The organism is Mycobacterium sp. NBC_00419 (assembly GCF_036023875.1).
GTDB lineage: Bacteria > Actinomycetota > Actinomycetes > Mycobacteriales > Mycobacteriaceae > Mycobacterium.
This window is the reverse complement of record NZ_CP107931.1, coordinates 2,176,406-2,189,122: the sequence shown is the minus strand read 5'-3', so window position 1 is coordinate 2,189,122 and position 12,717 is coordinate 2,176,406. Positions and strand designations below refer to the sequence as shown.

At 67.1% G+C, this 12,717-nt stretch carries 11 protein-coding genes; 5 read left to right on the top strand and 6 right to left on the bottom strand.

Annotated elements, in window-relative coordinates:
- Positions 1–9: 9 nt before the first annotated feature.
- Positions 10–990, bottom strand: coding sequence for a Zn-ribbon domain-containing OB-fold protein (locus tag OG976_RS10340; protein ID WP_328361456.1), 981 nt, complete (start codon positions 988–990; stop codon positions 10–12).
- A gap of 67 nt (positions 991–1,057) precedes the next feature.
- Between OG976_RS10340 and OG976_RS10335 the strand changes: the two genes are divergently transcribed.
- Positions 1,058–2,089 carry an LLM class F420-dependent oxidoreductase gene (locus tag OG976_RS10335; RefSeq protein ID WP_328361453.1) on the top strand — a complete coding sequence of 344 codons (1,032 nt, stop codon included), beginning with the start codon at positions 1,058–1,060 and terminating at the stop codon, positions 2,087–2,089.
- A 58-nt stretch (positions 2,090–2,147) separates the two neighbouring features.
- Here OG976_RS10335 and OG976_RS10330 read toward each other — a convergent pair whose 3' ends face one another.
- Positions 2,148–2,867 (bottom strand): acetoacetate decarboxylase family protein, encoded by a 720-nt coding sequence (locus OG976_RS10330; protein ID WP_328361450.1) that lies wholly within the window; start codon positions 2,865–2,867, stop codon positions 2,148–2,150.
- A 44-nt stretch (positions 2,868–2,911) separates the two neighbouring features.
- Here OG976_RS10330 and OG976_RS10325 point away from each other — a divergent pair, with 44 nt between their 5' ends.
- The gene (locus OG976_RS10325; RefSeq protein WP_328361447.1) at positions 2,912–4,123 is read left to right on the top strand and encodes a cytochrome P450; all 1,212 of its coding nucleotides are present in this window, start codon (positions 2,912–2,914) and stop codon (positions 4,121–4,123) included.
- A gap of 18 nt (positions 4,124–4,141) precedes the next feature.
- Here OG976_RS10325 and OG976_RS10320 read toward each other — a convergent pair whose 3' ends face one another.
- Positions 4,142–4,942, bottom strand: coding sequence for a crotonase/enoyl-CoA hydratase family protein (locus tag OG976_RS10320; RefSeq protein WP_328361444.1), 801 nt, complete (start codon positions 4,940–4,942; stop codon positions 4,142–4,144).
- 68 nt (positions 4,943–5,010) lie between these two features.
- Here OG976_RS10320 and OG976_RS10315 point away from each other — a divergent pair, with 68 nt between their 5' ends.
- From OG976_RS10315 to OG976_RS10305, 3 genes are read left to right on the top strand one after another with little or no spacing between them, the layout of a single operon-like run.
- Entirely contained in the window at positions 5,011–6,654 is a 1,644-nt protein-coding gene (locus tag OG976_RS10315; protein ID WP_328361441.1) for an acyl-CoA synthetase, read from the top strand.
- Positions 6,654–7,775, top strand: a complete 1,122-nt coding sequence (locus OG976_RS10310) for an NAD(P)H-dependent flavin oxidoreductase (protein WP_328361438.1) — start codon at positions 6,654–6,656, stop codon at positions 7,773–7,775. The genes OG976_RS10315 and OG976_RS10310 overlap by 1 nt, the downstream gene beginning before the upstream one ends.
- Positions 7,776–7,815: 40 nt before the next feature.
- Positions 7,816–9,378, top strand: a complete 1,563-nt coding sequence (locus tag OG976_RS10305) for an acetolactate synthase large subunit (protein ID WP_328363366.1) — start codon at positions 7,816–7,818, stop codon at positions 9,376–9,378.
- Here OG976_RS10305 and OG976_RS10300 read toward each other — a convergent pair.
- Genes OG976_RS10300 through OG976_RS10290 form a run of 3 tightly spaced genes read right to left on the bottom strand, consistent with a single transcriptional unit; the run spans position 9,375 to position 12,689 of the window.
- Positions 9,375–10,043 (bottom strand): cutinase family protein, encoded by a 669-nt coding sequence (locus OG976_RS10300; protein ID WP_328361435.1) that lies wholly within the window; start codon positions 10,041–10,043, stop codon positions 9,375–9,377. The two genes, OG976_RS10305 and OG976_RS10300, sit on opposite strands and share 4 nt — an antisense overlap.
- A gap of 16 nt (positions 10,044–10,059) precedes the next feature.
- A complete protein-coding gene (gene fadD17, locus OG976_RS10295; RefSeq protein WP_328361432.1) occupies positions 10,060–11,583 on the bottom strand; it encodes a long-chain-fatty-acid--CoA ligase FadD17 in 1,524 nt (507 codons plus the stop codon).
- A gap of 8 nt (positions 11,584–11,591) precedes the next feature.
- A complete protein-coding gene (locus tag OG976_RS10290; protein ID WP_328361429.1) occupies positions 11,592–12,689 on the bottom strand; it encodes an acyl-CoA dehydrogenase family protein in 1,098 nt (365 codons plus the stop codon).
- Positions 12,690–12,717: the final 28 nt, after the last annotated feature.

The window sequence follows — 12,717 nt, the reverse complement described above, 5'->3', positions numbered from 1 at the left end:
GTTGTCCCTTTACAGGTGGTGCTTGTAGGTGTCGTATTCGGCGTCCGGTTCACCGGTTGGCCGGAAGTACTCGATGTTGTCGATGCCCAGGCCCCATTCCTCCTGGGGCTTCCACACCGCCTCGACCCGCATGCCCATCCGGACGTCGGCGGCATCGATATCCGAAACCAGGTGCAGGAACGGGATATCGGCCCCGTCGAGCAGGATGTAGGCCGCGACGTAGGGCGGCTTGATGCGCTGCCCGGCGAACGGGATGTTGATGATCGCGAACGTCGTCACCGTGCCCTTGTCAGGCAGTTCGGCGAAGGTGTCGAGTTCCTTGCCGGTGGCCGGGTCGGCTTCACGCGGCGGGAAGTACACCTTGCCGTTCTCGCCGGTGCGGCCGCCGAGCAACTTGCCGGCCTGCAGCGCACGCAGGTACGCGCTCTCCGGGGCAGAGGCCGTGTGCTGGATCTCGATGCGGGTCGGAACCACCAGCATGGTCACCGGGTCCCGGTCGTCGTCGACCTCGGGGGTGTCCTCGGGCTCCTCGCCGGGTACGAAGTAGGCGATGTCGGTGATCGATCCGGTCGGCTCGTCGACCCAGTGCGCGTGCACGCGGTCACCGGTCTTGATCCGGCCGTCGACGGCGTGCAGCAGGGCGGTGTCGGCGCCGTCGAGTTTGATCAGTGCAAAGGCGAACGGCCGGTCGAGCGGCTGGCCGTCGAGAGGTTCCGGCTGCCACGTCCAGGACACCACGGTTCCGACACTCGCCACCGGTACGATCTCCGTCAGCGGCTCGTAGGTGACCGGGTCGTATTCGGCGGCCGGCACGAGTACCCGTCCATCGGACCCGCGTACACCGACGATGCGGCGCTCGCGGAGTGCGGTGAAGAAGGCGCTGAGGGTCGTTCCGACTGAACGGGTGTAGTCGAACGACAGTTCCAGCGGCGCCGAAAGGGGCGGCTCGTGCGAATCGGTCAAGGCAGGGCTGCTTTGGCTGGCTGTCACACCATCGAGTAGAACAGGTTCTAAGAATCGTGGCAAGGATCCTGTCCCGGACAGAAAGGCGGCACCGATGAAGCTCGGACTTCAGCTCGGGTATTGGAGCGCTCAGCCCCCAACGAACCACGCCGAACTCGTGGCCGCCGCCGAGGAAGCCGGTTTCGACACGGTATTCACGGCAGAGGCATGGGGTTCGGATGCGTTCACCCCGCTGGCCTGGTGGGGCCGGGAAACCACGCGCATGCGCCTGGGTACCTCGGTCGTGCAGCTCTCGGCGCGCACCCCCACCGCATGCGCGATGGCCTCGCTGACCATCGACCACCTCTCCGGCGGCCGCCACATCCTGGGGCTGGGCGTCTCCGGACCGCAGGTCGTCGAAGGCTGGTACGGCCAGAAGTTCCCCAAGCCGCTGGCGCGCACGCGCGAGTACATCGACATCGTGCGCCAGGTGTGGGCGCGCCAGGGCCCCGTCACCAGCGACGGCCCGCACTACCCGCTGCCGCTGACCGGGGAGGGCACCACCGGGCTGGGCAAGCCGCTCAAGCCGATCGTGCACCCGCTACGTGCTGACATCCCGATCATGCTCGGTGCCGAAGGGCCCAAGAACGTGGCCCTGGCCGCCGAGATCTGCGACGGCTGGCTGCCGATCTTCTACTCGCCTCGCATCGCCAGCATGTACAACGAGTGGCTCGACGAGGGCTTCGCCCGGCCAGGGGCGCGGCGCTCCCGGGAGGACTTCGAAATCTGCGCCACCGCTCAGCTGATCGTCACCGAGGACCGCCCGGCGGTCATGGAGCTGATGAAGCCGCACCTGGCGCTCTACATGGGTGGCATGGGTGCTGAGGACACCAACTTCCACGCCGACGTCTACCGGCGGATGGGGTACTCCGAGGTCGTCGACGACGTCACCCGCCTGTTCCGCAGCGACCGCAAGGACGAAGCGGCCAAGGCCATCCCCGACGAACTCGTCGACGACTCCGCGATCGTCGGCGACATCGACTACGTCCGCAAGCAGATCCCGCTGTGGGAAGCCAGTGGCGTGACGATGATGGTCATCGGCGCCCGCAGCGTCGAGCAGATCACGGAAGCCGCCGCCCTGCTGTAGACACTTCTTGCAAGGTGTATACCCCGCGCCCTAGATTGTCCGGATGACGACCGGCGGCTCAGCTGAGGATGGTTGCGTCGCCGAAGACCATCGCGACGTTGGCCACCGACGTGGCCATCATCGCCCGCTTGGGCAGGTCCAGCGACGCCAGCTCCTTGGCGTAGGGGTGGTCGCCGAGCGTGAGACGGACTCCGGCCGGGCGCATCCGCAGCCCGGAGTTGGTCATCTCCGAGTGCACTTCACGCAGCGTGCCGTTGCTGGAGGTGTAGGACGTCAACGCCTGGGCGCGCTGGCGGAACGACGGGATCGGCAGTCCGCGGCTGAACTCCATTGCGGCGATCAGCGATCCGCCTTCGCTGACCTCGAAGGAGAACGGGTTGGCGTCGCGCACCTTGAACTCGGCCATGATCTTCGGATAGCCCCAAATCGTCCGGCCTGCTTCCAAAGTGAAGGACTGGTCGACCGGCAGGTGGTGGATGAACGCCGCGGCGTCGCCGAGCGCCTTGAGGCCATGAGCGTTCGAGCCGGGTGGGTTGACCATCACGCTCGTGCCGAACTCGTGGTACTTGCCCAGGTCGCCGTCGATGTAGCGGGCGAGCATCAAGTTGACCATGGCGCGGCCGGGACGGAACTGGCAGACCTGAAGCCCGCTGTAGTCAATGAGCTTCTGGGCGGCCTCGGCAGGCACCGAGAACATCGCATTGTGGACGTCGGCTTTGCGAATACGTACGGGCATGGTCAGAACCGTGCCGGCGATGGTGTGCTGCGAATCAGACATGCGGTCACTGTAATCCGCAGTAACGGAAATGTGGAAGGTAAGAAATGACGGGCACTTTGGCCGGCACCAAGCCGGACGTTGATCTCACCAACGGCAACTTCTACTCCGACCGTAACGCCCACGAGGTGTACAGCTGGATGCGGGCGAACGAGCCGGTGTTCCGCGACCGCAACGGGTTGGCTGCTGCGGCAACGTATCAGGCCGTCATCGACGCGGAGCGCGACCCGGAGACGTTCTCCAACACCGGCGGGATCCGACCGGACCAGCCCGGTATGCCGTACATGATCGACATGGATGACCCGTCACATCTGTTGCGCCGCAAGCTTGTCAACGCGGGCTTCACCCGCAAGCGGGTGATGGACAAGCTGGCCGGCATCGATGTTCTGTGCGACTCGCTGATCGATGCGGTGTGCGAGCAGGGTGAGTGCGATTTCGTCCGCGACATCGCCGCGCCGCTGCCGATGGCCGTCATCGGCGACATGCTCGGAGTGCTTCCGGCCGAACGCGCGACTCTGCTGAAGTGGTCCGACGACCTGGTGTGCGGGTTGAACTCGGCCGCCGACGAAGAGACCCTGCAGGCGGTGATGGACGCGTTCGCCGGATACTCCGCCTACGCCATCGAGACGATCGCCAAGCGGCGCACCGAGCCCACCGACGACCTGTTCTCGATCCTGGTCAACTCCGAGGTCGAGGGCCAGCGGATGGACGACCAGGAAATCATCATGGAGACGCTGCTGATCCTCATCGGCGGTGACGAGACCACTCGGCACACCCTGTCGGGCGGGACGGAACAGCTTCTGCGCCATGAGGATCAGTGGGAGCAGCTGATCGCCGATGACGCCAAGGTGGCCGGGGCGATCGAGGAGATGCTGCGCTGGACCTCGCCGGTGAAGAACATGGCCAGGACTGCGATGCGTGACGTCGAGTTCCACGGCACCGAGCTGCGCCAGGGCGAGAAGATGCTGCTGATGTTCGAGTCGGCCAACTTCGACGAGGCGGTGTTCGGCGACCCGGAGAGCTTCCGGATCGACCGTAACCCGAACAGCCACTTGGCATTCGGCTTCGGAACCCACTTCTGCCTCGGCAATCAGCTGGCCCGCCTGGAGCTGAGCACCATGCTGCGCAAGCTGCTGACGCGGCTGCCCGATCTGCGGCTGGCCGATGGTGTGACGGTGCCGTTGCGGCCGGCGAACTTCGTCAGCGGCCCGGAGGCCATGCCGGTGGTGTTCACCCCGACCAAGCGGGTACTGGACTAGACGCCGCTCGGCGGTGAGTCAGCGCATCTTGAACTGCGGTGCGCGCTTCTCCTTGAAGGCCAGCGGCCCTTCCTTGGCGTCCTCGCTCAAGAACACCTCGATACCGATCTTGGTGTCGATCTTGAACGCATCGTTCTCGTGCAGGCCCTCGGTCTCGTGGATCGAACGCAGGATGGCCTGCACCGCCAGCGGCCCGTTGTTGGAGATCACCTCGGCGATCTCGAGAGCTTTCTCCAGCGCGGTGCCGTCCGGTACGACGTATCCGATCAGCCCGTACTCCAAGGCCTCGGCCGCGGTGATGTGGCGTCCGGTCAGCAGCAGGTCGCAGGCGATGGTGTAAGGAATCTGGCGAACCAGCCGCACCGCGGAGCCGCCCATCGGGTAGAGGCTCCACTTCGCTTCGGAAATACCGAATTTCGCGCTCTCGCCGGCCACCCGGATATCGGTGCCCTGCAGGATCTCAGTGCCGCCCGCGATCGCCGGGCCCTCCACGGCGGCGATCAGCGGCTTGGTGAGCCGCCGGCCCTTGAGTAGACCGTCGATTCGGGTCGGGTCGTAGCCGCCACTCTTGAACGAGTCTCCCGGCGGTGCCTTGGTCGCGGCCTTGAGGTCCATCCCGGCGCAGAAGTAGCCACCGGCACCGGTCAGGATGCACACCCGGATGTCGGGATCGTTGTCGACGCGGTCCCACGCCTCGACCATGATCGAGAGCATCTCGGTGGAAAGCGCGTTTCGCGCCTCGGGCCGGTTGAGCGTGACGATCAGGGTGTGTCCGCGCTGCTCAATGAGGGCGTCGGGGCCTTTCGCGGGCTCGCTCACAGATGCCTGCCTTTCTTCGTCGAGACCACAGACTTGTGTGGAAATGTAACAGGTTCTAATTTGGGTCTGTGGCCCTGAACATAGCTGATCTAGCCGAGCATGCCATTGACGCCGTACCTGACCGCGTCGCCCTCATCTGTGGCGACGAGCAGATCACGTACGCCGAGTTGGAGGAGAAGGCGAATCGTTTCGCCCACTACCTCATCGACCATGGTGTGAAGAAGGACGACAAGGTCGGGCTGTACTGCCGCAACCGCATCGAGATCGTCATCGCGATGCTGGGCATCATCAAGGCCGGTGCGGTCATGGTGAACATCAACTTCCGCTACGTCGAGGCGGAGTTGAAGTACATGTTCGAGAACTCCGACATGGTTGCCCTGGTGCATGAGCGCCAGTACGCCGACCGGGTGGCCAACGTGCTGCCCGAGACCCCCAACGTCAAGACGGTTCTAGTAGTCGAGGATGGGACGGATAAGGACTTCACCCGCTACGGCGGCGTGGAGTTCTCCGAGGCCATCGCGCAGGGCTCGCCCGAGCGGGACTTCCCCGAGCGCAGCGCCGACGACGTCTACCTGCTCTACACCGGCGGCACCACCGGCTTCCCCAAGGGCGTGATGTGGCGCCACGAGGATATCTATCGAGTGTTGCTGGGCGGCACCGACTTTGCCACCGGCGAGTACATCAAGGACGAGTTCGACCTGTCCAAGCAGGCCGCCGCCGGTCCGCCACTGATCCGCTTCCCGATCCCGCCGATGATCCACGGCGCCACCCAGTCGGCGACCTGGGGCGCGTTGTTCACCGGCTCGACGACCATCCTGGCTCCGGAGTTCGACGCCGAAGAAGTCTGGAACATCATCGAGAAGCACAAGGCGAACCTGTTGTTCTTCACCGGCGACGCGATGGGCCGGCCGCTGCTGGACGCACTGGAGACCAGTGTGGGCGACCGTGACCTGTCGTCGCTGTTCCTGCTGGCCAGCACGGCCGCGCTGTTCTCGCCGAGCCTCAAGGAGAAGTTCCTCGAGCTGCTGCCCAACCGCATCATCACCGACTCGATCGGCTCCTCGGAGACCGGCTTCGGCGGCAGCAGCGTGGTGGCAAAGGGCGAGTCCCATGCCAGCGGCCCGCGGGTGACCATCGACAAGAACGTGAAGGTGCTCGACGAGGAGGGCAACGAGGTCAAGCCGGGATCGGGCGTGCGCGGCATCATCGCCAAGAGCGGCCACATCCCGCTCGGTTACTACAAGGACGAGAAGAAGACCGCCGAGACGTTCCGCACCATCAACGGCGTGCGCTACGCGATCCCGGGCGACTACGCCACCGTCGAGGAAGACGGCACGGTGACGATGCTGGGCCGCGGCTCGGTGTCGATCAATACCGGCGGCGAGAAGGTCTACCCCGAAGAGGTCGAGGCCGCACTCAAGGGCCACCCGGACGTGTTCGACGCACTGGTGGTCGGCGTGCCCGATGCCCGGTTCGGAAATCACGTCGCCGCGGTGGTCGCGCCCCGCGAGGGTTCCCGGCCGACCCTGTCGGATCTGGATGCGTTCGTGCGCAAGGAGATCGCCGGTTACAAGGTGCCGCGCAGCCTGTGGCTCGTCGATCAGGTGAAGCGTTCTCCGGCAGGCAAGCCCGATTACAAATGGGCCAAGGAGCAGACCGAGCTGCGTCCGGCTGACGATGTGCACGCCAAGCATGCGGGGGCCACCAGCTGATGCGTACCGAGCTGTGCGACCGGTTCGGCATCGACTACCCGATCTTCGCCTTCACCCCCTCGGAGAAGGTCGCCGCGGCGGTCACCCGGGCCGGTGGCATGGGCGTGCTCGGCTGCGTCCGGTTCAACCACCCCGATGAGCTCGAGGCCACCCTGCAGTGGATGGACGAGAACACTCTTGGCAAGCCCTACGGCGTGGACATCGTGATGCCGGCCAAGATCCCCACCGAGGGCACGGCCGTCGACATCGACAAGCTCATCCCGCAGGCGCACCGCGAATTCGTCGACAAGACCCTTGCCGACCTCGGTGTGCCGCCACTGCCCGCCGACCTCGCCCGCAACGAGGGCACGCTGGGGTGGCTGCATTCGGTGGCCCGCTCGCACGTCGACGTCGCCCTCAAGCACCCCATCAAGCTGATCGCCAACGCGTTGGGCTCGCCGCCCAAGGACGTCATCGACCAGTCGCATGCGGCCGGTGTCGCGGTGGCTGCGCTGGCCGGTTCGGCCAAGCACGCTCGGCGGCATGTGGACAACGGCGTCGACATCGTCATCGCGCAGGGTCACGAAGCAGGCGGGCACACCGGGGAGATCGGCTCGGTGGTGCTGTGGCCGGAGATCGTCGACGCTGTCGGTGACACCGCCTCGGTCCTGGCGGCCGGTGGCATCGGAACCGGGCGGCAGATGGCCGCCGCGCTGGCACTCGGTGCCGCGGGCGTGTGGATGGGATCGGCATGGCTCACCGCCGCCGAATACGACCTCGGGGTGCGCCAGGACGGCGGGCCGTCGGTCATCCAGAAAGGTCTGCTCGCGGCGACGTCGAGTGACACCGTGCGCCGGCGGATCTACTCGGGCAAGCCGGCTCGGCTGCTCAAGAGCCGCTGGACCGAGGCGTGGGATACCGAGGGTGCACCGGATCCGCTGCCGATGCCGCTGCAGAACGTTCTCGTCGCCGAGGCGCATCAGCGGATGAACATCTCGGCGGACCCCACCGCCGTCGCCATGCCGGTCGGGCAGATCGTGGGCCAGATGAACGAGATCCGGCCGGTGGCCGACATCGTCGCCGAGTTGGTAGCCGGCTTCGAAGCGGCGACCCGCGCACTGGACGACATTCGCGACAGCTGAGCACGAGCCGCGTCTACAGTCGTACGCGATGACGATCGGCATGAACGGCGCGCAGGCACTGATCACCACACTGGTCTCCGACGGTGTGCGGATCTGTTTCGCCAACCCGGGTACTTCGGAGATGCACTTCGTGGCGGCACTGGACACGGTGCCGCAGATGCGTGGTGTGCTCACCCTGTTCGAGGGTGTCGCCACCGGCGCCGCCGACGGGTATGCCCGCATCTCCGGCGACCCGGCCGCGGTCCTGCTGCACCTGGGACCGGGATTGGGCAACGGGCTGGCCAACCTGCACAACGCGCGGCGCGCGGTCGTGCCGATGCTGGTGGTCATCGGTGATCACGCCACCTACCACAAGAAGTACGACGCTCCGCTGGAGTCCGACATCGATTCGGTTGCCGGAACGGTATCGGGCTGGCTGCGGCGCACCGGCGCGGTCGCCGACGTGGCCGCCGACGCCACCGAGGCTATCGCCTCGGCGCGCGCCCACCGCCACATCTCGACGCTGATCCTGCCGGCCGACGTCTCCTGGGGTGACGGTGCGGAACTGGCGAAACCCGCTGTGACGCAGCAGTCCCCGGGTTCGGCCGGCCTCGACGAGGTTGCGGCGGTGTTGGCCTCCGGTGAGCCGACGGTGCTCCTGATCGGTGGGGACGCGACCCGTGCGCCCGGCCTGGCCGCCGCGGTCCGGCTTGCACAAGCGTGCGGCACCCGGGTCATCTGCGAGACGTTCCCGACGCGCCTCGAACGTGGCGCCGGGCTACCCGCGGTCGAGCGGCTGGCCTACTTCGCCGAAGCGGCCACGGCACAACTCGAGGGCGCCCGCCACATCATCCTCGCCGGCGCGCCGCACCCGGTGTCGTTCTTCGCCTATCCGGACAAACCCAGCGACCTGGTGCCCGAGGGCGCTGCGGTGCACACCCTGTCCGGGCCGGTGGGAGCGGTTGGGGCGCTGAGTGAATTGGCCGACCGGCTGGCCAGCAACGAGATCGCCGCGACGGCACCCCTGTCGCGTCCGGCGCTGCCCACCGGTCCGTTGACGGTCCAGACGTCGGCCGACGTGATCGGCGCACTGCTGCCCGAACAGGCGATCGTGGTCGATGAGTCGAACACGTCGGGATTCCTTCTGCCCCAGGCGACTTCCGGAGCCCCGGCGCACGACTGGCTCACCCTGACCGGTGGGGCGATCGGATACGCGCTGCCGGTGTCGATCGGTGCGGCTCTGGCCGCACCCGAGCGGCCGGTGCTGTGCCTGGAGTCCGACGGCTCGGCGATGTACACCATCTCCGCGCTGTGGACCCAGGCCCGCGAGCATCTCGACATCACCACCGTCGTCTACGCCAACCGGGCCTACGACATCTTGCGCATCGAATTGCAGCGTGTCGGCGCCCAGACCGGATCGGCGGCCGACGGTCCGGGACCGAAGGCCGAGTCACTTCTGGACTTGACCCGTCCCACATTGGATTTCGTGCAGATCGCCGCGGGGATGGGCGTGCCGGCGCGGCGGGTGAGCACCGCCGAGGAACTCGCCGAGGCGCTGGAGTGGGCCTTCGGGGAACCGGGCCCGCACCTGATCGAGGCGATCATGCCCTCGATCGCGGGTTAGACGGCTACCGCCTGTTTGACCGCGAACTGGGCGGCCTGACCGACCATGCCGTTGGCCGCATACATGCCGTGCGCGGCGCCGTTGCCACCGCCGTCCGAGCAGATCGGATCGTCGGTCAGGCACATGTCGATCGTCTTGGCCGCATACAGCGGACCGATGGCGATCGGCGGTGCACCGATCGTGTTCAAGAACCCTGTGGACGGTTTCCCGAACAGGGCGATGGCGGCGACGTGGTCGGCGATGTCGTTGGGCATCGGGCCGGTCAGCCCCGCCGGCGCGACGAACCCGTCGGGTACCGCGTTGGCCGTCACGAAGCCCATCACCGCCGCGCCCTGCGAGTAGCCGCCGAGAACCATCTTCGTCTTCGGGCAGTCCAGTGCCATCGCGCGAATGTGGTTGCTGGCGTCCATCACTCCGTCGACGGCCCGCTGAAAGTCGGTGCTCGCCGGGTAGTTGACCGGGTAGACGCTGACAGATTTCCCGGCAGCGTCCGAGGTCACCGCGTCGACGAAGGCCTGGCCGATGTTGCCGACGCCGGGCGGCTCCCAGGTGCCGCGGGCGAAGACCACGTTGATGTCGGGGCAGTCGGCGGCCTGGGCTTGGGGCGCGACGAGTAGGGCCGATGCGGCGGCCGCGACCGCGAAGAGCACGTTCGGGAGTTTCACTGAAAAGCGGTAGCCATCACCGCGCGATTTCAAACACCGGATCGCTGCAGTCGAGGGCTTCGGCCGAGAGCCGCCGCTTGATGATCTTGAACGTCTCGGTGCGCGGCAGGCTGATACCGACCCGCACGAACCGGGGCCATTGCTTAGGTCCGAGGTCGGGCTGGTCGGCGAGGAACTCCCGGAACTTGATCGGGTCGAACCTCGCGGTGTCCGGCAGCACCAGGGCCGCCATCACCCGGTCGCCGACGTCCGGGTCCGGGATGGCATAGACCGCCGCCTCGGTGACGTCCGGATACCGCATCAGCACCCGCTCGATCGGGGCAGTGCCCAAATTCTCCCCGTCGACCCGCATCCAGTCGCCGAGCCGTCCGGCGAAGTGGACGTAGCCGGCCTCGTCCAGGAACGCGAGGTCACCACTGTGGTAGACGCCGCCTGCCATCCGCTCGGACTCGGCGTCGGGATCCTTGTAGTAGCCCCGAAAGTTGCCCGCCCCGTTGAGGTTCACCAGTTCGCCGACCACACCGGGTGGGCAGGGCAGGCCGGTGTCGACGTCGATGACGCCGAGACCCTCGGGCAGCGGGCCGAGCGCGCCTTCCGGAGTGTCGGGAGTACGCGCGATGTTCACCCCGCCCTCGGTGGAGCCGAACCCGTCGACCACGGTGACCCCGAACCGGGTGGCGAACCTGGTGATATCGCGCGGCGCGGCCTCGTTGCCGTAGACGATGCGCAGCGGATTATCGGCATCGTCGGGCTTGGGCGGGGTGGCCAGGATGTAGGACATCGGTTTGCCGACGTAGTTGGCGTAGGTGGCGTTGTAGCGGCGGACATCGGGGAAGAACTGCGACGCCGAGAACCTGCGGCGCAACGCAATCGACGCGCCGGCGGCCACGGCGGGCGACCAGCCCGCCATCACCGCATTGGAGTGGAACAACGGCATCGACAGGTAGCACACATCCGTCGCGCCCAAGCCGAACCGCTCGGCGAGCATCACCCCGGGTCCGGCGACCTTCTCGTGGGTGCACCGGACCGCCTTGGGCTCGCCACTGGTCCCGGAGGTGAAGATGAGCATGAACAGATCGTCGAAACCGCTGTCGGTGAACGTGATCGGGGACCCGCCGTACGATGCGAGTTCGTCCGCCCACCCGGCCGAGGTGACGTCGAGGACCGTCGTGGTCTCCGGGGCGAAGCCCTCGCCGTATCCGGTGGCCATGTCGTCGGCGAGAACCAGCTGACAGTCGGCGTGTTCGATGTCGCGCCGCAGCGCCGCACCGCGACGGGTCGGGTTGAGTCCGACGGTGACCAGTCCGCTCAGTCCGGCGGCGACCAGCATCCGCGAGAAGAACGGCGTATTGCCCAGCAGCACGCCGACGTGCGGCGGCTTGTCGGGGTCGAGACGCGCCTTCAGCGCCGCAGCCAGGTCGGCGGCGTCCTGGACGTGCTCGCGCCAGGTCGAGTGCGAGCCGTCGTCGGCGCTGATACCGCGATCGTCGACGTCGGCCAGCGTCACCAGCAGGCTGGTGACGGTCGGCTCACCGCTCACGAAGCCGGTCAGGCCGGGGTCTCGGCCAGTTCGCGGCCGATCTGGCGCAACTGTGCGGTGGCACCGCCGAGGGCGAACTCGACTTCCTTGGCGGTGATGAAGTAGCGGTGCACCTGGTGGTCCATGTCGATGCCGACACCGCCGTGCACGTGCACGGTGGTGTGGGCGACCCGGTGGCCGGCCTCGGCAGCCCAGAACGCCGCGGTGGCGACCTCGATGTCGGCGGGCAGATCCTCCGACAGCCGCCAGGCGGCCTGGACGAGTGCCAGCCGCAGACCCTTGATGTCGATGTAGTCGTCGGCCAGCCGCGCGGAGACGGCCTGGAAGCTGCCGATCGGACGGTCGAACTGTTCGCGGGTCCGGGCGTACTCGGCGGTCAGCTCGAGCGCGCGTTCGAGCACACCGAGCTGAAACGCGCTGTAGCCCAACGTCTTGTGGATCGCCAACCAGGCCAGTGCCTCCGCGTCGCCGACCACCCGGTCGGCGCCCACCTCGACACCGGACAGGTCCAGCTCACCTGAGCTGTTCTTGCCGGTGGTCAGCAGCGGGGTCACCGTCACCCCCGGCTCACCGGCAGCGACGAGGAAGACCTTTGTGCCGGAGTCGGTTTCAGCGGGAACGAGGAACGCGTCAGCCACCGGTGCGAAGGGCACCAGGGTGCGAGCCCCGGTCAGGCGGAATCCGTCGCCGGCGGCTGTCGCCTGGACCGGTCCCTGGCCGAACTCACCGTCGAGTGCCACGGTGAGGATCTTCTCACCGGACACTGCCGGAACCGCCCACTGCTGCTGCAGCTCCGCTGACCCGAAACGGGCCAGCGCTCCGGCCGCCAGCACCACCGACTCCAGGAACGGCACCGCCGCGATCTGACGGCCCAGCGCGGTCAGGATGGCGGTCTGCTCCAGCACTCCGAACCCGCCGCCGCCCACCGATTCCGGTGCGGCAGTGCTCAAGATGTCGGCGTCGATCAGCTTGCGCCACAGCTCGGTGTCCAGGCGCTGGTCGAGGCCGTCGAGCTCGCGCTGGTGCTGCGGGGTGCACACCGAGTCGACGATCGTGCCGACCAGGCCCGAAAGATCCTGTGCAGCTTCTGTTCTGGTGAAATCCATGTCAGTCTAAATTCTCTCAGGTCTCGGG

What these genes read in the sequence shown, in the direction of transcription:
- OG976_RS10335 (WP_328361453.1), top strand. Translation starts at nt 1,058, where the DNA reads ATGAAGCTCGGACTTCAGCTCGGGTATTGGAGCGCTCAGCCCCCAACG.
- OG976_RS10330 (WP_328361450.1), bottom strand. Translation starts at nt 2,867, where the DNA reads ATGTCTGATTCGCAGCACACCATCGCCGGCACGGTTCTGACCATGCCC.
- OG976_RS10310 (WP_328361438.1), top strand. Translation starts at nt 6,654, where the DNA reads ATGCGTACCGAGCTGTGCGACCGGTTCGGCATCGACTACCCGATCTTC.
- OG976_RS10325 (WP_328361447.1), top strand. Translation starts at nt 2,912, where the DNA reads ATGACGGGCACTTTGGCCGGCACCAAGCCGGACGTTGATCTCACCAAC.
- OG976_RS10305 (WP_328363366.1), top strand. Translation starts at nt 7,816, where the DNA reads ATGAACGGCGCGCAGGCACTGATCACCACACTGGTCTCCGACGGTGTG.
- OG976_RS10290 (WP_328361429.1), bottom strand. Translation starts at nt 12,689, where the DNA reads ATGGATTTCACCAGAACAGAAGCTGCACAGGATCTTTCGGGCCTGGTC.